At 67.1% G+C, this 21,325-nt stretch carries 17 protein-coding genes; 7 read left to right on the forward strand and 10 right to left on the reverse strand.

Going from position 1 to position 21,325, the window contains the following annotated elements:
* The 4 genes from B1C78_RS14920 to glgX all read right to left on the reverse strand — a co-directional run.
* Positions 1 to 1,830: glycoside hydrolase family 15 protein (locus B1C78_RS14920; RefSeq protein WP_245795455.1), on the reverse strand; the 1,830-nt coding region annotated here is incomplete at its 3' end.
* A gap of 11 nt (positions 1,831 to 1,841) precedes the next feature.
* Positions 1,842 to 3,611, reverse strand: coding sequence for a malto-oligosyltrehalose trehalohydrolase (gene treZ / locus B1C78_RS14925; protein ID WP_077279968.1), 1,770 nt, complete (start codon positions 3,609 to 3,611; stop codon positions 1,842 to 1,844).
* Positions 3,608 to 6,268, reverse strand: coding sequence for a malto-oligosyltrehalose synthase (treY, locus tag B1C78_RS14930; protein ID WP_077279969.1), 2,661 nt, complete (start codon positions 6,266 to 6,268; stop codon positions 3,608 to 3,610). Before treY ends, treZ begins: the two co-directional genes overlap by 4 nt.
* Positions 6,258 to 8,402 carry a glycogen debranching protein GlgX gene (gene glgX / locus B1C78_RS14935; RefSeq protein WP_077279970.1) on the reverse strand — a complete coding sequence of 715 codons (2,145 nt, stop codon included), beginning with the start codon at positions 8,400 to 8,402 and terminating at the stop codon, positions 6,258 to 6,260. The genes treY and glgX overlap by 11 nt, the downstream gene beginning before the upstream one ends.
* Positions 8,403 to 8,559: 157 nt before the next feature.
* Here glgX and B1C78_RS14940 point away from each other — a divergent pair, with 157 nt between their 5' ends.
* Both B1C78_RS14940 and B1C78_RS14945 read left to right on the forward strand, forming a co-directional pair.
* Positions 8,560 to 9,243, forward strand: a complete 684-nt coding sequence (locus tag B1C78_RS14940; RefSeq protein WP_077279971.1) for a DUF5752 family protein — start codon at positions 8,560 to 8,562, stop codon at positions 9,241 to 9,243.
* Positions 9,240 to 10,481 (forward strand): glycosyltransferase, encoded by a 1,242-nt coding sequence (locus B1C78_RS14945; RefSeq protein WP_077279972.1) that lies wholly within the window; start codon positions 9,240 to 9,242, stop codon positions 10,479 to 10,481. The genes B1C78_RS14940 and B1C78_RS14945 overlap by 4 nt, the downstream gene beginning before the upstream one ends.
* Positions 10,482 to 10,725: 244 nt before the next feature.
* Here B1C78_RS14945 and hypE read toward each other — a convergent pair whose 3' ends face one another.
* Genes hypE through B1C78_RS14975 form a run of 6 tightly spaced genes read right to left on the reverse strand, consistent with a single transcriptional unit; the run spans position 10,726 to position 16,555 of the window.
* Positions 10,726 to 11,724, reverse strand: a complete 999-nt coding sequence (hypE, locus tag B1C78_RS14950) for a hydrogenase expression/formation protein HypE (protein ID WP_077279973.1) — start codon at positions 11,722 to 11,724, stop codon at positions 10,726 to 10,728.
* An 8-nt stretch (positions 11,725 to 11,732) separates the two neighbouring features.
* Positions 11,733 to 14,006 (reverse strand): carbamoyltransferase HypF, encoded by a 2,274-nt coding sequence (gene hypF / locus B1C78_RS14955; RefSeq protein WP_077279974.1) that lies wholly within the window; start codon positions 14,004 to 14,006, stop codon positions 11,733 to 11,735.
* Positions 13,996 to 15,099: a hydrogenase formation protein HypD gene (gene hypD, locus B1C78_RS14960; protein ID WP_077279975.1), complete on the reverse strand. Its 1,104-nt coding sequence runs from the start codon at positions 15,097 to 15,099 to the stop codon at positions 13,996 to 13,998. Before hypD ends, hypF begins: the two co-directional genes overlap by 11 nt.
* Positions 15,096 to 15,935: a hydrogenase nickel incorporation protein HypB gene (hypB, locus tag B1C78_RS14965; RefSeq protein ID WP_077279976.1), complete on the reverse strand. Its 840-nt coding sequence runs from the start codon at positions 15,933 to 15,935 to the stop codon at positions 15,096 to 15,098. The genes hypD and hypB overlap by 4 nt, the downstream gene beginning before the upstream one ends.
* Positions 15,928 to 16,293, reverse strand: coding sequence for a hydrogenase maturation nickel metallochaperone HypA/HybF (locus B1C78_RS14970; RefSeq protein WP_077279977.1), 366 nt, complete (start codon positions 16,291 to 16,293; stop codon positions 15,928 to 15,930). The genes hypB and B1C78_RS14970 overlap by 8 nt, the downstream gene beginning before the upstream one ends.
* A 34-nt stretch (positions 16,294 to 16,327) precedes the next feature.
* Entirely contained in the window at positions 16,328 to 16,555 is a 228-nt protein-coding gene (locus B1C78_RS14975) for a HypC/HybG/HupF family hydrogenase formation chaperone (RefSeq protein ID WP_077279978.1), read from the reverse strand.
* Positions 16,556 to 16,819: 264 nt separating this feature from the next.
* Here B1C78_RS14975 and B1C78_RS14980 point away from each other — a divergent pair, with 264 nt between their 5' ends.
* From B1C78_RS14980 to B1C78_RS15000, 5 genes are read left to right on the forward strand one after another with little or no spacing between them, the layout of a single operon-like run.
* Complete coding sequence (locus B1C78_RS14980; RefSeq protein ID WP_077279979.1) at positions 16,820 to 17,323, forward strand: HyaD/HybD family hydrogenase maturation endopeptidase; 504 nt, start codon at positions 16,820 to 16,822, stop codon at positions 17,321 to 17,323.
* Positions 17,320 to 17,757, forward strand: a complete 438-nt coding sequence (locus tag B1C78_RS14985) for a hydrogenase expression/formation protein (protein ID WP_077279980.1) — start codon at positions 17,320 to 17,322, stop codon at positions 17,755 to 17,757. Before B1C78_RS14980 ends, B1C78_RS14985 begins: the two co-directional genes overlap by 4 nt.
* Before the next feature lie 27 nt (positions 17,758 to 17,784).
* Positions 17,785 to 18,852 carry a hydrogenase small subunit gene (locus tag B1C78_RS14990; RefSeq protein WP_077279981.1) on the forward strand — a complete coding sequence of 356 codons (1,068 nt, stop codon included), beginning with the start codon at positions 17,785 to 17,787 and terminating at the stop codon, positions 18,850 to 18,852.
* A 53-nt stretch (positions 18,853 to 18,905) separates the two neighbouring features.
* Positions 18,906 to 20,657 carry a nickel-dependent hydrogenase large subunit gene (locus tag B1C78_RS14995; RefSeq protein ID WP_077279982.1) on the forward strand — a complete coding sequence of 584 codons (1,752 nt, stop codon included), beginning with the start codon at positions 18,906 to 18,908 and terminating at the stop codon, positions 20,655 to 20,657.
* A 54-nt stretch (positions 20,658 to 20,711) separates the two neighbouring features.
* Positions 20,712 to 21,290 (forward strand): HupE/UreJ family protein, encoded by a 579-nt coding sequence (locus tag B1C78_RS15000; RefSeq protein ID WP_077279983.1) that lies wholly within the window; start codon positions 20,712 to 20,714, stop codon positions 21,288 to 21,290.
* Positions 21,291 to 21,325: the final 35 nt, after the last annotated feature.

Below are 21,325 nucleotides of genomic sequence, written 5' to 3' on the forward strand. Positions count from 1 at the left end.
GCGGCTTCGTGTAACCGTCTGAATGCGCGCCATAACTTGGCGCATCTGGTTGGACAGATTGATCCCGCTGGAGATCAGGCCCACATGACTGAAGGCCTGCGGGAAATTGCCGAGAAAGGCGCCCGAGGCCGGGTCGATCTGCTCGGGCAGCAGGCCGAGGGGGTTGGCGCGGGCGCACAGGGAATCGAACAGTTCGCCGGCCTCTTCCAGGCGCCCCTGCCCCGCCAGATTGTCCACCAGCCAGAAGCTGCACAGCAGGAAGGCGCCTTCGTCGCCGGGCAGGCCGTCCGGCGATTCATGGGGCAGGTAGCGATAGAGCAGACCATTGCCGACACCCAGACGCCGGATGACCGCTTCTGTGGTGGCCACCATCTTCGGGTGATCGGCCGGGATCACGGCGCGCAGCGGCAAGGCCAGAAGGCTGGCGTCGATACCGCCGCCGCCCAGGTGTTCGGTCAGGGACTGAAGCTTCGGGTCCCAGGCCTCCTCCAGGATCGCTTCGCGGATGTAGGCCGCCTCGGCGCGCCACGCCTGTGCGTCACCTTCCATCCGGTGCTGCTCGGCCAGACGCGCCCCCCGGTCCAGGGCCACGGCACACATGGCCGCGGAATAGGTGAACGGACGACCGGCGGTACGCACCTCCCAGATGCCGTGATCCGGTGTTCGCCATTCCCGCCAGGCGTCCTCCACCAGCCGGCGCAGACGTGCCCACAGGTCCTCGTCCAGAGGGCCGCCCATGCGTGTCCAGCGATAGGCGCAGTCCAGTATCTCGCCGAACACGTCGTGCTGGCGCTGCTCCACGGCGCCGTTGCCCCAGCGCACCGGGGCGGAGCCGCGATAGCCCTCCAGTCCGGGTTCCTCCCGTTCCGGCGGCGGCAGGTGTCCGTCCACGTCGTAAAGCACCCTCGGCCGGCCCGCCCGGTCCACCGCATCCAGCACCCAACCCAGGAAGCCGGCCGCCTCGTGACCCATGCCGATGCGCCCCATCGCATAGACGGAGAAGGCGGCGTCCCGGATCCAGGCATAGCGGTAATCCCAGTTGCGCGGCCCGCCGATGGCCTCGGGCAGGGAGGTGGTGGGCGCGGCGATCATGGCGCCGGTAGCGGTGTGGTCCAGCAGTTTCAGTGTAATGGCCGAACGGCGCACCAGGTCCTCCCGTGGTCCCTGGTAGTGGAAATGCCGCATCCATCGGCGCCATACCTCCAGGGTCGAGTCGAGGATCTCATTGGGTCCGTGGCTGTGGAACCGGTGGGCGTGGGCACCCCAGGACAGCACCAGGTGATGGGCGTCGCCTTCCATCAGTTCGTGAACGCCGTCCGGAGACTGCAGCGGCAGGCTGGATTCCAGGTACAGGTCCAGCTCCGGCCGGCGCGCCGTGTTCAGCATCAGTCCGGTTCCGCGTGGCTGCGCTCGGGCACCGCCCCAGGGCTGAACCCGGATGCGCAGCCTCACCCTTCCGCCCAGCACCTCAATACGGCGCAGCAGTTCGCCCCTGCCGGCGGCCGTGTCCTCCGAGAGATCGGCGCCTCTTCGCAGGGTCAGGGCGTCGGTGACGCGCACCCGCCCCTCGGGACCGCTCATCTCCGTGACCAGCACCCCCGTGTCGGGTTCGTAATACTGGCGCGAGGAGACCAGCGGTTCCGGGGCGACGGTGAATGCGCCGCCGTGACGCGCATCCAGCAGGCCGCAGAACAGGGGCTCGGAATCGAAGCGCGGCACGCACATCCAGCTCACCGCGCCGTCGCGTCCCACCAGCGCGGCGGTGGTGCCGTCGCCGATCAGCCCGTGATCCTCGATGGGCAGATACCCGTCCACCGGCCGCTGCGCCATCTCCGCTCCGCTCAAGTCGCCTCCCCGCCGCAGGCTGCCGTATTCGGAACCAGATCGAGAATCGCCACCGTCTCGGCGGGCAAATCGATGGTCTCACACGTGACCGCGACACCGGGATCCGAGGCGAGCAGGATCCGGGGATGGCAGCCCGCCGGGCAATCGAGGCGCCGCGGGGAGGTGCCCAGATTGCAGGCGACCGCCAGTGCCCCGCGCCGCATCATCAGCCAGCGTTCCGACTCGTCGAACCGGACGCGGACCCGCTCGAGTCGATCCTCTGCGAAGGCCGGGTGGGCGCGGCGCAGGGCAATCAGTTCCCGGTACCAGCGCAGCAGGCCCGCATACGGCTCATCCGTCGGCTGATCCCAGTCGAGCCGGGAGCGCTCGAAGGTCTCGGGTGCCTGCGGATCGGGGATGCCTTCGGGGTCCCAGCCGAAGGCGGCGAACTCCCTGCGCCGACCCTCGCGCACCGCCTGGGCCAGATCGGGATCGTCGTGATTGGTGAAGTAGAGAAACGGCGTGTCCGCCCCCCACTCCTCGCCCTGGAACAGCAGCGGCACAAAGGGCGCGGTCAGCACCAGGGCGGCCCCCACCCTGAGCAGCCCCGCCGAGAGCAGTTGCGCGCTGCGCTCGCCCAAAGCGCGGTTGCCCACCTGGTCGTGGTTCTGCAGACAGCCGACGAAGCGGCGGGCCGGCAGATCGGCGGCGGGCCGGCCATGGCTGCGCCTGCGATAGGTGGAGTAGCGTCCGTCGTAGACCAGACCCCGGGTCAGGGCTGCGGCCAGGTCGGCCACGGCGCCGAAGTCCGCGTAGTAGCCATCGCGCTCACCGGTCAGCACCGCGTGCAGCGCGTGATGGAAGTCCTCGTTCCACTGTGCATCCAGGCCATGGCCGCCGATCTCCGGCGCGCGCACCACGCGCGGATCGTTGAGGTCGCTCTCGGCGATCACCACCAGGTGGCGCCCGAGCCGTGCCTCCAGGGCGCGTACCTCCCGGGCCAGGGCCTCCAGGAAATGGATGGCGGAGATGTCGACGATGGCGTGCACGGCATCGATGCGCAGACCGTCGAAGTGATAGTCCTCGAGCCACATGAGGGCATTGTCGAGAAAGAAGCGCCGCACCGTGTCGCTGTGGGCCTGGTCCAGGTTCACCGCATCCCCCCAGGGCGTACGGTAGGCATCGGTGAAATAGGGGCCGAAGCGGCCCAGGTAATTGCCGCTGGGGCCCAGGTGGTTGTAGACCACGTCCAGCAGCACAGCCAGACCCTTGCGGTGACAAGCGTCCACCAGACGCTTGAGCCCCTCGGGCCCGCCGTAGGCATGATGTGGCGCGAACAGATCCACCCCATCGTAGCCCCAGCCCCGCTCGCCCGGGAACTCGGCCACGGGCATCAGTTCCACGTGGGTGATGCCCAGGTCCTTCAGGTGATCCAGCCTGTCGATCACCGCCTCGAAGGTGCCATCGGGCGTGAAGGTGCCGACGTGCAGTTCGTAGATCACCGCCGAGGCGAGCGGCGGAGCCTGCCACCCGGCGTCGTGCCATCGGAAACGTCCGTGATCCACCCAGCGGGACGGGCCATGGACGCCGTGGGGTTGCCAGGGGGAGCGCGGATCGGGGAACGGTCCCTCCTCGTCGACCCGGAAGGCATAATCGGTCCCATGCACCAGCTCCGGCGCTGCCACGGACCACCAGCCGTCGGCCTCCCGGGCCATGGGCCGGCGCTTTCCGGCGCATTCCAGTTCCACCCGTCGCACCTCGGGCGCCCAGACACGCACACAGGTCACGGCCGATCCTCCTCACGCACCAGCAGTGCCACCGGAAAAGGCGCCAGCAGGTGCGCAACAGACACATCGCCTCCGTCCACGGGCTCGGCGGTGAGCACGTTGTGCCAGTGCCCCGGCGGCAGATGCAGTACGGTATCGCCCCAGTCTCCGCCCAGCGTGTGCACCAGGCGGGGTGCCAGCACGGCCACGCCCTCCCCGCGCAGGAAGGCCACACCGTGGGCGGCCCGGGCACCCGACAGTTCCAGCGGTTGGTAGTCGCCCTGCCCCCCGAGCCAGGCGGGATGGTGCCGGCGCAGCTGCAGGGCCTGACGAATCACCCACAGCTTGGGCAGCCCTTTGTCGGAACGCGCCAGGATTTCCCCCACGGACATGCCCTCCAGTTCCGTGAGCAGGCGCTCGCGTAGCGCAAAGTCCACGGGCCTGCGGTTGTCCGGATCCACCAGGCTCAGGTCCCAGAGTTCCGCGCCCTGGTAGATGTCGGGCACACCGGGGGCGGTGAGCTTGAGCAGGGTCTGGGACAGCCCGTTGATTCGCCCCGGCGTCACCAGGGGTTTGACGAAGGAATCCAGGTCCGCACGGAACCCGTCGTCCTCCAGCACCGCATTCACGAAGTGGCGCACCGCCGCCTCATAGGCCTCGTTCGGTTGTGTCCACGAGGTGTGCAACTTGGCCTCACGCACCGCCTTCTCCATGTAGTCGCTGGCACGCTCCGCGTCGATGGGCCATGCCCCGACCAGGGTCTGGTAGAGCAGGTACTCGGTGGCGGGATCAGGCCCCTCGTCGCGGCGATGGGTCGCGTTGTGTTCCCTCCAGCGGCTGACCACTGCGGACCAGGCCTCGGGCATCTCCGAGAGCAGCAGCAGGCGGGCGCGCACGTCCTCGCTCCGCTTGGTGTCGTGGGTGGAGGTGGCCAGCAGCGCCAGGGGTTGGTGCGCGCGGGCATCCGCGCAGGCGGCGTGGAATGCTTCCACGGAGACACCGAAGCACGCCGGGTCGCCGCCCACCTCGTTGAGCGCAATCAGGCGGTGAAAGCGGTAGAACGCGGTGTCCTCCACGCCCTTGGCCATGGCCGGACCGGTGAGCTGCTGAAAACGCATGGCCAGTTCAGCCTCCCGATCGCCGGGGATGCGCAGCAGCAGCAGGCCGTGGAGAAAGTCGAACAGCTCCGCATCGAGTTCCGGGCGCCGTTCCCGGGCCTGATCGATGGCCTGTGTCACATAGTGCACGTCCGCCTCGGAAACCTCGCCTTGCGGGTGGCGCACATAGGTGCGGTAGACGGGGAAGCAGGAAGCCACCTCCAGGAGTGCCTGATACAACTCGTGGCGGGTGTAGTCGCGATGCCGGCGGTGGCGCTCGCAGATCTCCACGAACAGCGACACCAGGCGGTTGAGTTCGCTGCCCAGCAGCTCCTTGACCACCTGACGCTTGCAGTCGTGCACCTGTTCGGCGAAGTCTGCGGACTCGCCCGAAAGCTCCTCCAGCAGGCCGCTCAGCGGCACCTCGCCCGCCGGATCGACGAACAGGCCCTGCACCAGGTTGAGAAAGTCATACCCGGTGGTTCCGGCCACGGGCCAGTCCGCGGGCAGGGATTCGCCAGGCTCGAGGATCTTCTCGACCACGACCCAGGCGTCGGGGCAGGCCCGGTGGAGCCGGTCGAAGTACTGGGCCGGATCGCGCAGGCCATCCGGATGGTCGATGCGCAACCCGTGCACCTCGCCCGCACGCGCCCAGCGAATGGGCAGCGCATGGATGGCCTCAAACACCTCCTCCTCTTCCACGCGCAGGCCGGCGAGGTCGTTGATGTCGAAAAAGCGCCGGTAGCCCAGGTCCCGGCCGGCGGTGCGCCACCAGGCCAGCCGGTAGTTCTGCTTCTCGATCAGTTCGTCCAGGGCATCCGGGTCCTGGTTGATGCGATCCACGTGATCCAGGATGGCGGCATGGGCCTCGGGTTCCTCCCCGGCCAGTTGCACCAGCAAGCGACGGATCACGTCCTTGTCACGATGACGCCGCTCCACCGCCCAGCCGAGGGTCACATGAGGTCGGGGCAGGCGCGCGCATGATTCGGCGATGAATCCGAGCAACTCGGAATCGCTGGCTGCATAGGCCTTGCAGAGCAGATCCGACAAGGTGGACGGGTCCAGGGGAAAGGCATGTTCATGATATTGCAGCGTGAATACACCGCCCCCGTAGCGCACCTGCAGCTCCTGCGCCTCCAGGATGCGCCCGTAGTGATCACCCAGCACCGGCAGGAGCACCTTGTTGGGCCAGCGCTCTTCCGACGCCTCCCAGTCCACGTCGAAGTAAAGGGCATAGCGGCTGGAAGGGCCGTTCTCAAGCACGTCCCACCACCAGGGGTTCTGGTCGCCCGCCACGGCCATGTGATTGGGCACGATGTCCAGCATCTGCCCCATGCCCGCCGCCTCCAGGGCGTCGCACAAGCGCCTGCGCGCGGCCTCCCCGCCGAGATCCTCGTTGACCCGCGTGGGGTCGACAACGTCGTAACCGTGGGCGCTGCCCCGCACCGCCTGCAGACAGGGCGAGAGGTAGACATGGCTGACGCCCAGCCGGTCGAGATAGGACACGAGGCCGGCCGCCGCGTCCAGACCGAACTCGGGACGCAGCTGCAGGCGGTAGGTGGCCACGGGGTCAGGACGCATGACGCAGCACCACCACGGAGCGGCCCTCCACGCGCAGCTTCGACTTGGCGGCGAGAGATTCTTCGCCCTTGATCCATCCCTCGGTGGTATCCAGTTCCCTGAGCCATGCCCTGCCCCAGCGTTCCTCGGGCAGGGTGAACTCCAGGGCTTCGTGGTGGGCGTTGAAGATCAGATAGAAGTCGTCATCCTCCACGCGCCTGCCCTCCGGGTCCGGCGCGGGGAACGCCTGGCCGTTCAGGTACACCCCCAGTGACTTGGCGAAGTCCTCGCCCCAGTGCTCCTCGGCCATCTGCTTGCCATCCACGGTGAACCAGGCGATGTCGGTGACCTCGCCGCCGTGAATCGCCCGCCCCTGGAACCATCGGCGACGGCGGAACACCGGATGATCGTGCTGGTAACGGATCAGCCGGCGGGTGAACTCCAGCAGGTCTCCGTCGCGGCTCTTCCAGTCATACCAGGCGATCTCGTTGTCCTGGCAATAGACATTGTTGTTGCCCTGCTGGGTACGCCCGATCTCGTCGCCACCGAGCAACATGGGTACGCCCTGGGACAGCATCAGCGTGGCAAGAAAGTTGCGCTGCTGGCGCGCGCGCAGGGCGTTGATGTCGGGATCGTCCGTGGGGCCTTCCGCACCGCAGTTCCAGGAGCGGTTGTCGTCGGTGCCGTCACGGTTGTCCTCGCCGTTGGCCTCGTTGTGCTTCTCGTTGTAGGAGACCAGGTCGCGCAGGGTGAAGCCGTCGTGAGCGGTGACGAAATTGATGCTGGCATGGGGCAACCGGGACGAGGATTCGTAGAGATCGGAACTGCCGGTGAATCGGTAGGCGAACTCGCCGAGGGTGCGATCCTCGCCGCGCCAGAAGTCTCGCACGGTGTCCCGATACCGGCCGTTCCACTCGGACCAAAGCGGCGGGAAGTTGCCCACCTGGTAACCCCCTTCGCCGACATCCCAGGGCTCGGCGATGAGCTTGACCTGGCTGATCACGGGATCCTGCTGGATGATGTCGAAGAAGGCCGAGAGGCGATCCACCTCGTGCAGCTCGCGCGCCAGCGTCGAGGCCAGATCGAAGCGGAAGCCGTCCACGTGCATCTCCAGCACCCAGTAGCGCAGGGAGTCCATGATCAGCTGCAACACGTGGGGGTGGCGCATGTTCAGGCTGTTGCCTGTGCCCGTATAGTCCATGTAATGGCGCGGATCGTCGGGCATCAGGCGATAGTAAGCGGCGTTGTCCAGGCCCTTGAGGCTCAACATGGGCCCGCGGTGGTTGCCCTCGCTGGTGTGGTTGTAGACCACGTCCAGGATCACCTCGAGACCCGCCCCATGCAGGGCCTTCACCATCTCCTTGAACTCGCGCACCTGCCCACCGGGCGCGGCATCCGCCGCGTACTCGTTGTGGGGCGCGAAGTAGCCGATGCTGCTGTAGCCCCAGTAATTGCGCAGGCCCTTTTCCTGCAGGTGGGCGTAATGGATGAACTGGTGAACGGGCATGAGCTCGACGGCGGTGACGCCCAGCTTCGTGAGGTACTCGATCGCCGCTGGATGGCCGAGCCCCGCGTAGGTGCCCCGCAGATCCTCGGGGATCTCCGGATGTCTGACGGAAAAGCCCCTGACGTGGGTCTCATAGATGACGGTCTCGTGCCACGGGGTGCGCGGATGCCGGTCGTCTCCCCAGTCGAAGGCCGGATCGATCACCACGGAACGCGGCACGTACGGTGCGCTGTCCGCATCGTTGAGCGATTCGTCCGGATCGTCGAAGCGGTAGGGAAACACCGCCTCGTCCCAGGTGACCTGACCATCCACCGCCTTGGCATAAGGATCCAGCAGCAGCTTGGCCGGATTGCAGCGAAGGCCCTGGGCCGGGTCCCAGGGGCCGTGAACCCGGTATCCGTAGCGCTGTCCCGGCCCGATGCCGGGCATGTAACCATGCCAGCAGTGGGCGCTCACCTCCCTCAGTTCATGAGCCTGTGACTGGCCGCCCTGCTCGTCCAGCAGGCAAAGCTCCACGCGCTCCGCCACCTCCGAAAACACGGAGAAGTTGGTTCCCTCCCCGTCCCAGGTGGAGCCCAGCGGATAGGGCTCCCCGGGCAGCAGGGGGGGTTCGGCAGCGTTCTCATCGGCGGGCCTGGTCCGGTCCATATGACACCCCGTGAATATCGTCGACACTGCAATGACTATGCGCCGAATGCATCGCGAATTAAACCGCCCCCCGAAGTGGATACCGGTACCGTGACGCCCACGGGACTGAACTACACTCAGGAGCGTATTCAGCTTTCCGACAATGCCAGGAGGCCTCGTGCAGGACCGAACCGCCACATCAACCGGTGCAGGCGACCCACCGGACTTCTCGGTCAAGGACTGCGCCCTGATCGCCATCTCCACGGGGCGTCGCGCCCGCACGCTGGGGGAACTGTGTGAGCACCTTCAGACCGTCAGCATCGACAGCATCTATTACCACTTCTGGGGCGGACTGATCCAGGCGCGCTTCGACGAACGCGAGTACAACAACGACTTCGCCGCCTGGGTGCGTCACGCCCTGCACGACGCGCCCCTGGCCGAGCGGCTTGCCGTGCTCGATCCCACGGATTTCGCGGACCTGGAGGATCTGCGGCGTGAGCTGCTGGAGCTCATGGAACAACGCCTGGACGAAAGCGAGTCGCTGCAGTGGATGCGCGCCACACGAACATTCGAACTCATCCGCTCCCAGATCGTCATCTTCGACACGCGCCACCGCATCCGGTCTCCGGAGCAACTGGCGGAGATCGTCCCGCAACTCTCCACCGGCAGCATCTTCTACCATTTCGTCGACGCGAGGCGCCGGGTACCCGATCACCTGGACGACTTCCGCGAATGGCTGTCGTCCTTCGGGGAGCGCTACGCGGGCCTGCGGGACCGGCTCGCGGCCGTGGAGCCCTACTTCTCCTCCATGACCGAGATCCGGGCGCGCCTCACACGCGCACTGGAGCAGGGGTCCCCATGAGCCGACTCCTGGAGGCCTATGCGCGTGTCGCCGGCGAGGACGTCATCGACCACCTCAGCCAACTGGCGGCGCAATACCGCGGCATGAAGGTGGTGCATGTGAACTCCACGCGCGTGGGCGGCGGTGTGGCGGAGATCCTGGACAAGCTGGTTCCCCTGTCCAGGGAACTCGGGCTGGATGCGCGATGGGAGGTCATCACCGGTGATCCGGTCTTCTACCAGTGCACCAAGGCCATGCACAACGGCCTGCAGGGCAACCCGGTAAACCTGGAACCCCGCTGGCTTGAGGCCTACGAGGAGACCAACCGGCACAACGCCGAGCAACTGCGTCCGATATTGGAAGAGGCCGACGTGGTGTTCATACACGACCCCCAGCCGGCAGCGCTGCTGGGGCACTTCCCGAAACGCCGGGGCAAGTGGGTCTGGCGCTGCCACATCGACGCCAGCCGCCCGTACCGCCCCGTGTGGCGTTACCTGCGCCGTCACGTCAGCAGCTTTGATGCCAGCGTGTTCTCTTTGGCCGGCTTCGCCCAGGCACTGCCCCACCCGGAGTACCTGATCCCGCCATCCATCGATCCCCTGAGCGACAAGAACGTGGATCTGCCTGAGGAAGAGATCGCGGCCGTGCGCGAACGCTTCCACCTGGACCCGGAGCGCCCGCTGGTCACCCAGGTATCGCGCTTCGACCGCTTCAAGGACCCGGTGGGCGTGATCAGGGCCTATCGCCTGGCGAAGCGCTTCGTGCCGGGGCTGCAACTGGTGCTGGCCGGCGGCACGGCGGACGACGATCCGGAAGGGGAGACGGTGATCTCGGAAGTGCGTGCCGCAGCGGGCGACGATGCGGACGTGCACGTCCTGCTGCTGCCTCCGGATGCCCATCGCGTGATCAACGCATTGCAGCGCGCATCGGACCTGGTGATACAGAAGTCCACCCGGGAGGGCTTCGGGCTTACCGTCACCGAGGCCATGTGGAAAGGCCGCCCGGTGATCGGCGGCGACACCGGCGGCATCCGTCTGCAGGTGGTCGACTTCCATACAGGTTTCCTGGTCAGCACGCCGGAAGGCGCCGCGCTTCGCATGCGCTACCTGCTCAACCAGCCCCGCCTGATCCGGGAGATGGGCGCCAAGGCGCGCACCTTCGTGCGCGAGAACTTCCTGCTCACACGCCAGTTGCGCGAATACCTGACGCTCGGCATCGGCGTGCTCACCGGCAAGGGGGAATGGATCGAGCTGGGCTGAGTTCGAGGGCACAGAAAAAACAGTTCTCTCGCGAAGCCGCAAAGCACGCAAAGAAACCAAAAAAATGCGTAGGTTGGGGTGAGCAGCGCGAACCCCAACAACAGTGGCTGGGATGAGGCATCGTATGTTGGGGTTCGTTCCTCACCCCAACCTACGCATTACTGGGCTTCCTTTGCGTGCTTCGCGCCTTTGCGAGAGAACTTTTTTCTCTGTGACCTCTGTGCCCTCTGTGGCAAAACGCCTTTCAGCAGATCCTCGGCAACGGATCGTCCTCCAGTTCCTCAAGGAAACGCTCGCCGCCCAAAACGGTCTCCAGGATGACCTGCGAAGCACCCTCCTCTACCGTACCGATGAGCGCCACCTCGCTGCCCTCGATGCCGCGCCACCGTGCACGCACGTCCTCCAACGCATCCTGCGCGACCACCGCAATCACCCGACCCTCGCAGGCTAGGTAGTAGGGATCGTAACCGAGCATCTCGCACACCCCGCGCACCGGGTCCTTGACCGGGATCTCCGCTTCGCGCAGCCGCACCGTCAGACCGCAGGCGCTTGCGATCTCGTGGGCCACGGTGGCCAGTCCGCCACGTGTGGGGTCGCGCATGAAGCGCAGGCCCGGCAGGTCGAACAGGGCCTGTGCGTAAGGCAGCACGCTGGCGGCGTCCGAGCGCAGGTCGCCGCTCAACCCGAACTGCTCCCGGGCGAGCAGAACGGCAGTGCCGTGATCACCCACCGAACCGTTGATCAACAGCACGTCACCGGGCCGGATGTTGCCGAGGCTCAGCACGCCGGGCGTGGCACGCACGCCGATGCCGCTGGTGGCCAGATACAGGCCGCTGCCCTCACCGTGGGGCAGCACCTTGGTATCCCCGGCCACCACCTGCACGCCGCAGGCCCGCGCGGCCCCGGCGAGATCGGCGATGATGCGTTCCAGTTGCGCGAACTCGAGTCCTTCCTCGATGAAGGCGTTGAGCGAGAGCACCTTCGGGATGGCGCCGGCCACCGCGAGATCGTTGACCGTGCCGTGCACGGCCAGGGATCCGATGCTGCCCCCCGGAAACTCCAGCGGCTTGACGGTGAACCCGTCGGTGGTGAACAGCAGATCCCCGGAGAGATCCAGATGCGCGGCGTCCGTACGGGTGTCCAGTTGCCCGTCATTCAGGTGGCGTGCAAACAGCTCGTCGATCAGCTCGCGCATGAAGCGGCCGCCGTTGCCGTGGGCCAGGGTGATGTGTCGGTGTTCCATGACTTCCCTCAGGCTTGCGCGGCAAGCGCGCCTTCGATGATCTGGCCGTAGCTCAGGCCGGCATCATTGTGGGGAACGCGTTCGGGCAGATACACGGCGAAGCCCTGCGCCTCGAGTCGCTGCATTACGCGCTCCACCAGCACCCGGTTGAGAAACACGCCGCCGCTCAGGCCCACCGTGAACTCGCCGTGTGCTTCGCGAACCGCCATCGCCTGCGCCACCAGACTTTCGGCAAGCATGGCATGCATGCGCGCGCTCCGTTCGGCCCGTGAGACAGATGCATCCGACATTAGCGCCACGAGCGGCGCCCAGTCCGTGCGCCACAGACCCGACGCATCCTGCGCGAGCGGCAGGGGTTCGACCGCCTCCGGCAGGTCCCGGTCGCGGCAAAGCGCCTCCCAGACCATGGGCGCCTGGGCTTCGTAGCTCGTGCGCTGCATCACGCCCGCAAGGGCGGCACAGGCATCGAACACCCGGCCCGCCGCGGAACTCACGGGGCTGTTCACATGGCGCAGCCAGGCAGTGCGCGCAAGAGAAACGTCGAGCCCGTCCGGCCGCCAGTCGAGCCCCGTCTCCCAGGCCAGGGCCGCCGCCGATCGCCAGGGATCGCGTCCGGCCTTCTCGCCGCCGGGCAACCGGAAGGAACGCAGACTCGCCACCCGCTGCCATTGTCCGGACGAGCCCAGCAGGGCCTCGCCACCCCAGATCGTGGCGTCCTCACCATAACCGGTGCCGTCCCAGGTGAACACCAGCCACCGGGGGACCTCGGGCTGCTCACCCGCAAGCATCGCAGCATGGGCGCGATGGTGAAACACCGGGCGCAGTTCGAGTCCGTGGCGCTCTGCATGGCGTATCGCCCAACGCGTGGAACCGTAACCCGGATGGGCATCGTGCAGCACGCACTCGGGCGCGATCCGGTAGAGCGCGCACAGATCATGGATCACCTGTTCGAACACCGCGAGGCTGCGCGGGCTATCCAGTTCGCCGATGTGGGGCGAGATGACCAGCCGCCCTTCCCAGGCAAGTGCCACGGTGTTCTTCATGTGCCCGCCCACCGCAAGGGTGGGACGCGCCACGGGCCGCGGCAGATCCAGTTCGAGGGGCGCCAGCCCGCGCCCGATGCGCAGGCGCCTCGCACGCCCCGCAATGATTCGCACCACGCTGTCGTCGGCGGGACGCAGGATGGGCCTGTCGTGGTGCAGGAAGGCATCGGCCACCGTGGCAAGTGCCGATTCCACGTCCCCGGCATCGATGAACACCGGTTCGCCCGAGCGGTTCGCCGAGGTGGCCACCAGCGGCGCGCCGAAGTCCCGGCTCAGCAGGTGATGCAGCGGGCTGTAGGGAAGCATGGCGCCCACCTCGCAAAGCCCGGGCGCAACGGCTTCCGTGAGACCGTGATCGACCCGGAGTCGTACCAGCACGATGGGGCGATCGGGGCTGGCCAGCAACCGGGCCTCGTTGTCGGACGGTGTTGCATGGAGACGCAGGATGTCGAGGCCGTCCGCACCCGACCAGGGAAACAGCACGGCCAGCGGCTTGTGGGGGCGGTGCTTGCGTTCCCGCAGGCGCGCCACCGCCGCGGGGTTGCCTGCATCGCAGAGCAGGTGGTAACCGCCCACGCCCTTGACCGCCACGATGCGCCCGACCCTGAGGGATTCGATACAAGCCGCCATGGCCGCCTCGTTGCCGATGATCTCACCATCGGCATCCCTGAACGTCAGCGTCGGCCCACAGGCCGCACAGGCCAGGGGTTCGGCATGAAAGCGCCGGTCCACCGGAGACTCATACTCCGCGCGACAGGACCCGCACAGGGGAAAACCCGCCATGGCGGTGTTGGCCCGGTCGTAGGGCAAGGCGCGGATCAGGGTGTAGCGCGGGCCGCACTGGGTGCAGTTGATGAAGGGGTAGCGATAACGGCGCGACTGCGGATCGCACAGTTCCTGCAGACAGTCGTCGCAGGTGAAGAAATCCGGCGGTACGTGGATGCGCGGCGGCGCGGTGGCATCGCTTTCGAGGATGCGGAACCCTTCCGCACCGGCACCGGGCATTACGACCTGTTCCACGAGCCGTGGTCGTGCCAGCGGCGGCGCCTCATGCAGCAGGTCCCGTGTGAACGCATCGAGCGCCGCCGGCTCGCCGGCCGCTTCGACCAGCACCTCACCGGTTCGGTTCTGTACCCAGCCGCTGATCCCGCGAACCAGCGCGCGACGGTAGACGAAAGGACGGTAACCGACCCCCTGCACCTGCCCGGCGATGCGCAGGCGGCGGGTCTCAGGCGACACGGGGTCTCTGCTGCCTCACGCCACCCGCCCACCAGATGCGGCACGCCCCCTCGTCGGAGACCATGCAGGGACCGATGGGATTCCTGGGCGTGCAGGCCTTGCCGTAGAGCCGGCACTGATCGGGATAGATCCGCCCCAGCACCACCCGTGCACAGTCACAACCCGGGGGCATCTCCCCCGCCCGCTTGCGCGAGGCGTCCTCGTGGGACGGGAACAGCAGCCGCGCGTCATGTGCCGCATACGCCGGCCTGAGCGCGAAGCCGGAGGCGGGGATTACGCCGACACCGCGCCAGTTGGCATCGGTGACCTGCAGAACCTGATTGAGCTGGCGCTGCGCAGTGGGATTGCCGCCGGGGCGCACGACGCCGCTGTAGCAGTTGTCCAGGAAGCGTTCGCCGGAGAGGTGCTGTCGCAGCACGGAGTAGATCGCCGCCAGCAGGCTCTCGGGGGTGAAGCCGGCCACGGCGGCCGGCATCCGGTGGCGCTCCACCACGAACGACCATTCCTCGGGACCCATGACCGTGGAGACGTGCCCAGGTGCGACCAATGCATCGAAGCCCGGCGTCTCCGACTCCAGCAGCATGGCCACCGCCGGCCAGGTCTTGCGCCCGGAGAGCAGCACCGAAAGATTATCCGGTACCCCCTCCGCGAGCATGGCCGCCACCGGCGCGGTGGTGGTCTCGAAACCGGCGGCGAAGAACACCACGGGGCGATCGGGATGCTCGCGGGCAATGGCGACCGCCTCCGTGGGCGAGGCGATGGGCCGCACGTCGGCACCCGCTGCCTGGGCCTCCACCAGGGAACGGACCTCGCCCTTCTTCACGTTCACCGGCACCCGCAGCATGTCGCCGAAGGCGAGCAGCGTCACGCCCTCGTGCAGCGCCAGCTGGATCGCCTGATGGATGTCCTCCTCGGGACAGACGCACACCGGGCAGCCCGGGCCGGGGATCAGTTCGATGGCCTCGGGCAGTGCCCCGCGCAGCCCGGCCATGGTGATGGAGCGCTCGTGGCCGCCACAGACGTTCATGATGCGCACCCGGGGCGGCAGGTCCAGGCCCCGGATGCGTTCAAGCCACTCAAGCCCCTCGCTCATGGCCGTTCGTCATGGCGGTGATGTTCGTGGCCGTGCAGGCGCGCGCCGTCGGGCTGCACCGCCGGGCGGGCGCTCTGCCCCGCTTCCAGGCGCTCGCGCTGGGCGCGGACCTCGTCGCGCAACCACTGCAGCCAGCCGTCCAGGCCGGCACCGTTCTTCGCAGAGATCCCCATCACCGGGGCCGGGTTGGCCAGGTTGCGCAGGGCGGTCTCCGCGGCCTGGCAGTCGAAGTCGTCCAGCACCGGCAACAGGTCGGTCTTGGTGAGCAGCATGAGATCGGCGGCGCGGAACATCACCGGGTACTTGGCGGGCTTGTCGTCGCCCTCGGTGACCGAGAGCAGCGTGACGTTGCGGTGATGGCCGAGATCGAAGCTCGCCGGGCAGACCAGGTTGCCCACGTTCTCGATGAACACCAGGTCGATGCCCGAGAGGTCCAGCTGATGGAGCGCGTCGTGGACCATGTGGGCGTCCAGGTGGCAGGCGGTGCCGGTGGTGATCTGGATAGCGGGCACACCGTGGCGGCGGATGCGCTCGGCGTCGTTCTCGGTCTCCAGATCGCCCTCGATCACCGCGATGCGCAGTTCATCGCCCAGGGCCCTGATGGTGGCCTCGAGCAGGGCCGTCTTGCCGGCGCCGGGGGATGACATGAGGTTCAGGCACAGCACCCCGCGGCTATCGAAGTGCGCGCGGTTGTGGGCTGCCTGGTGATCGTTCTCGTGCAGCAGGCCCTGCAGCACGTTGACGGCCGACTTACCTTCTGTGGTCCTGGAAAGCTTGCCACTGATGACCAGGTGCCGGTTGCCGGGGGTGATGTTGCAGCCGCAGGTGTCACACATGCTCTGTCTCCTCCGCCGTCAGCAGTTCCAGGCTTTCCAGCAGCATCTCGTCGCCGCCGACCACCCGGGTCTGCCAGTCTCCGCACGCCGTGCACAGAAGCCGATTCGCCGGAACCTCGGATTCCGCCTCGCAGCGGCTGCAGACCACCCGCACGGGCAACGTGTCCACCTCGAGGCTCGCCCCTTCGGCCAGCGTACCCGCCTGCGCCAGCGGAAAGGCCCGCGCAAGCAGTTCCGGCTCCACCCCGGACAACACACCGATGCGCAACCGGATGCGGGCAATGCCACGCGCGTCGTGCTCCCGCGCCACGGCCTCCGCCTGGCGGATGACGGACTGACAAACGGCAAGTTCATGCATGTTTCATCCGCATTCAGCATTCAGCTTTCAGCATTCAGCCTTCTCGCAGGAGCATCTCGTCGTAGAGTTCCCAGGCGGTCCGGGCGTCCGCCTCGCTCATTTTCTGGATGGCGTAACCCACATGCACCATCACGTGGTCACCGGGCTGCAGGGGTTCATCCTGGAGCAGGAAAAGGCTCACGGTGCGTTCCACGCCCTTTGCCTCGCAGCGGGCGTTGAAACGGTCGATCTCGACGATGCGCATGGGGATCCCGAGACACATGGAGAGGCATCCGTGGCGTGTAAATCAAACTCCATTAGAGACCATGCCGATTGGCCAATCAAGTGCGAAACCGCTTTCTCTTGCAAAGGCGCAAGGCACACCGAGAACAACCGTTGATGAGCTTCTTCTGCGTATTTCCTTGCGTGCTTTGCGCCTTCGCGAGAATACATCATTGATTCCACCTGTTCCGGAATCGGACACCTTGCATCGTCGCTGACGAAGCGCGAGACTCGAGTCATCGATAACCGAGCAGGAAGCCATTCCATGCAGGCCGAGCCCTCCCACTTTGCACAGAACGACCCCAGAACCCTGGTGCTGGGGCTCGGCAACACGCTGCTGCAGGACGAGGGGATCGGCGTGCACGTGATCGGCGAACTGGCGCGCCTGGGCCCCGATGCCTCCGGCGTGGACTACGTGGACGGCGGCACCCTGAGCTTCACACTGGCCGGCGTCATCGTCGAGAGCGATGCGCTGATCGTGGTGGACACCGCTCAACTGGATTCTGCGCCCGGCACGGTCAGGGTCTTCGAGGGCGCGGAGATGGATGCATTCGTGGGCAGCGGGCGAAAGACCAGCGTGCACGAAGTGAGCCTGCGGGACCTGCTGGCTATCGCAACCCTGGAAGGTCGCCTCCCCGCCCGCCGTGCACTGATCGGCATCCAGCCCGAGGTCCTGGACTGGGGCGAGTCGCTCTCGCCCGCCGTGGCGGCGGCCGTCCCCCTTGCCTGCACCGAGGTGCGTGCACTGCTTGAGCGCTGGACCGCATGAGCGGCCTCGATCAGATTACCGTACGCGTTGAATCCCCGGATCCCGACGGCGCGGACGACATCCTCACGGGCATGGCCGATGCGCTGCTTCGGGAGATCCATGCCCATCTGGCGGATCTTCACCTGAAGGGGGAAAACCACACCATCGACCTCAATGGCCTGCCGCTGACGGAGGCGGACCGCCGACAGCTCAAGGCGGCGCTGGGCCAGGGCGAAGTGCGCATCCACGTGGAGTGCGCCGGGCCCAGCGAGGTGTATGAAACCGCCTACGCGGGCGTGTGGTGGGTGGATCATCGCAACGGGCTTGGCGCCTCGGCGGTACAACACATCGAGATCGCCCGGACACCGGCCATCGTCCCCGCCCACCCTGACGACATCGCCGATGCGGTCGTGCGGTTGGAAGCGGCACTCAAGGACGCGGCCGAACAGGATTAAACGGATACCGGCTCCCGGGAGGCGGCCATGAATCAGCGCAAGGCACCGGAAACACTGGGCGAGGAATTGCGTCGACGCGGCATGAGCCGGCGCACCTTCCTCAAGTTCTGCGCGGCGCTGGCATCCAGCATGGCCCTGCCGGCCTCCATGGCGCCGGTGATGGCGGACGCACTGGCCGCGGCCCGGCGACAGTCGGTCATCTGGCTTTCCTTCCAGGAATGCACCGGCTGCGTGGAGTCCCTGACCCGCTCCTACGCCCCGACCCTGGAATCGCTCATCTTCGACTTCATCTCCCTGGACTACCAGCACACCCTGCAGGCCGCCGCCGGCCACCAGGTGGAGGCCGCCCGCGAGACCGCCATGAAGGAGAACTGGGGCAAGTATCTTGCGGTGGTCGACGGCTCCATCCCGCTCAAGGACGGGGGCGTGTACTCCACGGTAGCGGGCGAGACCAACCTGGATACCCTGCGGCATGTGGCAGAGGGCGCGGCGGCCATCATCAGCGTGGGCACCTGCGCGGCTTACGGCGGCCTGCCCAAGGCCCACCCCAATCCCACGGGCGCGGCGCCGGTGACCGACATCATCAGGGACAAGCCGGTGATCAACGTGCCGGGCTGCCCGCCCATCCCCGAGGTATTGGCCGGCGTGATCGCCAACTTCCTCACCCTTGGCCGTCTGCCGGAGATGGACGCCCTGCACCGCCCGCTGGCCTTCTTCGGCGAAACCGTCCACGAGCGCTGCTACCGCCGCCCGTTCTTCCGGCGCGACCAGTTCGCCAAGAGCTTCGACGACGAGGGCGCACGCAACGGCTGGTGCCTGTACGAACTCGGCTGCAAGGGCCCCGAGACCCGTAACGCCTGCGCCACCACCAAGTGGAACCGCGGTGTGAGCTTCCCCATTGAGTCCGGGCATGGCTGCATCGGCTGCTCGGAACCGGACTTCTGGGACAAGGGCAGCTTCTATGCGCCCCTGCCCCGGGGCCGACGAAGCAGCGCCGAAAGCATCGCGGCCGCGGCGCAGATGGCCGCCGGCACGGGAATCGGCGGTGCGATGCTGTCGCGGGCAAGCCGGAAGGAGGACTTGGAGGATGGCTGATCGCAGGACGCGGCCGACAACCCACCACACACCCTGATCCGGATGACAGCCCAATGAGCACAGAACGCATCGTGGTCGACCCCGTCACGCGCATCGAGGGCCATCTGCGCATCGAGGCGGAAGCGGACGCGCAGGGCAACATCACGCATGCGTCCAGTTCCGGCACCATGGTGCGCGGCATCGAGACCATCCTGACGGGCCGCGACCCCCGCGACGCCTGGGCCTTCGCGCAGCGCATCTGCGGCGTGTGCACCCTGGTGCACGGCATCGCCTCGGTGCGCGCGGTGGAGGACGCCCTTGATTACCCCATCCCGCCCAACGCCCAGCTGATCCGCAACCTCATGATCGGCGCCCAGTTCGTGCACGACCATGTAATGCACTTCTACCACCTGCACGCGCTGGACTGGGTGGATGTGGTCTCGGCACTGGAGGCCGACCCTGCCGCCACCTCGGAACTGGCCCGCTCGCTCAGCGACTATCCGCACTCCTCCCCCGGACATTTCTCCGATGTGAAGAAGCGTCTCAGGGAGTTCGTGGAATCCGGGCAGCTCGGCATCTTCGCCAACGGCTACTGGGGCCACCCGGCCTACAGGCTGCCGCCGGAGGCGAACCTCATGGCGCTGGCCCACTACCTGGACGCGCTCGCCTGGCAGCGCGACGTGGCCAGGCTGCACGCCGTCTTCGGCGGCAAGAACCCCCATCCAAATTTTCTGGTGGGCGGAGCGCCATCGGCCATCAGCACCGGAGTCGAGCGGGGCCGGAGAGGTACGGCCGTCGACGACGCGGGCCTGGCACTGGTGCGCGAGGTCATCGGGCAGATGCAGGACTTCGTGAATCAGGTCTACCTGCCGGACACCCTGGCCATCGCCGGCTTCTACAAGGACTGGTTCCGGCGCGGCGAGGGGATCGGCAACTTCCTCACCTGCGGCGACTTCCCGGAAAAGGGCCTGGACGACCCCGCCACCTACCTGGTGCCGGCAGGCGTCATCCTGGATCGCGATCTCTCGCGCATCCATCCCCTGGACCTCGAGGATCCGCAACAGATCCAGGAGTTCACCGCCCATGCGTGGTACGACTACAGCACCGGCAAGGACTCTGGACTGCATCCCTACGCGGGCGAGACGCGGCTCAACTACACGGGACCCGAGCCACCCTACGAACATCTGGACGTGGGAGCAGACTACTCCTGGATCAAGTCCCCGCGCTGGCGGGGGCGGCCCATGGAGGTGGGGCCGCTGGCGCGGGTCCTGATGATGTACGCCAGTGGCCACGCGCCCACCCGCGAACTGGTGAACTCCGCTTTGCACACCCTCGATCTGCCGCTGGAGGCCATGTTCTCCACCATGGGCCGCACTGCGGCGCGCGCCTTCGAGACCAAGATCGTCGCCGACCAGAAGACAGTCTGGTACGAGAATCTCATGGCCAACATCCGCGCCGGCGATCTGCGCACCCACAATCAAGAACTCTGGGATCCGTCCACCTGGCACAGCGAACACAAGGTGCGCCGGGGCATCGGTTACACGGAGGCGCCGCGCGGCGCGCTTGCCCACTGGGTGGTGATCGAGGACGAGAAGCTCGCCAACTACCAGGCAGTTGTGCCGAGCACATGGAATGCCGGCCCCCGGGACGCCAAGGGCCAGTTCGGCCCCTATGAGGCCGCGCTCATGGACAACCATCAATTGCACGACCGGCAGCAGCCGCTGGAGATCCTGCGCACGATCCACAGCTTCGATCCCTGCATCGCCTGCGCGGTGCACATGGTGGACAAGGAAGGCAGGGAACTGGTGCGGGTGAGGGTGCGCTGACCCGGCGGGTCAGCTCGAGCGAGGATTCATCACAAGAAAATGGGGGCTTCAGGCATGACCAAAGCAAGAATATGTGTTTCCCTGCTGGCACTGCCCGCACTGGCGCTGCTCGTCACGCCCGCGTCCGCCCATGTGGGCATCGGGGAGTCCGGCGGGTTCGTGTCCGGACTCGCTCACCCCATCCTCGGGGTGGACCACCTGCTGGCGCTGTTGGCCATGGGTCTTTGGAGCACCGCCCTGCCCTCCGGCAGGCAGATCACTGCCCTGGCCGGCATCGCGGCCCTGTTGATCGTCTCGGCCCTTGCCGGCGTGGCAGGCCTGGCCCTGCCGTACATGGAGACCGGGATCGGCCTGTCCGTACTGATCCTCGGGCTGATGCTGTCCTTCACCTTCCAGCGCCTCATGCCCGGGATGCTCATGGTGGCACTGTTCACGCTGTTTCACGGCAATGCCCACGGGGTCGAGGCGCCTGCCGAGGTGCATCTGCTTGGTTATTTCGCAGGATTCACGATGAGTTCCCTCGCGCTCCTTGTGGTGGGGATGTTGGTAGGTCGCGGGGTCTGCGAGAAGCCGGTGCTACGCGTGGCCGGCGGCGGCATTGCCCTGGCCGGGCTCTGGTTCGTGTTCGGGTAAGCTCATTGGGCGCCCCATGGGCACCGCGCCAGGCG

Source organism: Thioalkalivibrio denitrificans (assembly GCF_002000365.1).
Taxonomy (GTDB): Bacteria; Pseudomonadota; Gammaproteobacteria; order Ectothiorhodospirales; family Ectothiorhodospiraceae; genus Thioalkalivibrio_A; species Thioalkalivibrio_A denitrificans.

Bases quoted from the DNA above. Each gene is read 5' to 3' on its own strand.
- hypB (WP_077279976.1), bottom strand. From the start codon at position 15,935: ATGTGTGACACCTGCGGCTGCAACATCACCCCCGGCAACCGGCACCTG.
- B1C78_RS14985 (WP_077279980.1), top strand. From the start codon at position 17,320: ATGAGCGGCCTCGATCAGATTACCGTACGCGTTGAATCCCCGGATCCC.
- hypE (WP_077279973.1), bottom strand. From the start codon at position 11,724: ATGGAACACCGACACATCACCCTGGCCCACGGCAACGGCGGCCGCTTC.
- treY (WP_077279969.1), bottom strand. From the start codon at position 6,268: ATGCGTCCTGACCCCGTGGCCACCTACCGCCTGCAGCTGCGTCCCGAG.
- B1C78_RS14990 (WP_077279981.1), top strand. From the start codon at position 17,785: ATGAATCAGCGCAAGGCACCGGAAACACTGGGCGAGGAATTGCGTCGA.
- hypD (WP_077279975.1), bottom strand. From the start codon at position 15,099: ATGAGCGAGGGGCTTGAGTGGCTTGAACGCATCCGGGGCCTGGACCTG.
- B1C78_RS14995 (WP_077279982.1), top strand. From the start codon at position 18,906: ATGAGCACAGAACGCATCGTGGTCGACCCCGTCACGCGCATCGAGGGC.
- B1C78_RS14975 (WP_077279978.1), bottom strand. From the start codon at position 16,555: ATGTGTCTCGGGATCCCCATGCGCATCGTCGAGATCGACCGTTTCAAC.
- B1C78_RS14970 (WP_077279977.1), bottom strand. From the start codon at position 16,293: ATGCATGAACTTGCCGTTTGTCAGTCCGTCATCCGCCAGGCGGAGGCC.
- B1C78_RS14945 (WP_077279972.1), top strand. From the start codon at position 9,240: ATGAGCCGACTCCTGGAGGCCTATGCGCGTGTCGCCGGCGAGGACGTC.
- B1C78_RS15000 (WP_077279983.1), top strand. From the start codon at position 20,712: ATGACCAAAGCAAGAATATGTGTTTCCCTGCTGGCACTGCCCGCACTG.
- B1C78_RS14980 (WP_077279979.1), top strand. From the start codon at position 16,820: ATGCAGGCCGAGCCCTCCCACTTTGCACAGAACGACCCCAGAACCCTG.
- glgX (WP_077279970.1), bottom strand. From the start codon at position 8,402: ATGGACCGGACCAGGCCCGCCGATGAGAACGCTGCCGAACCCCCCCTG.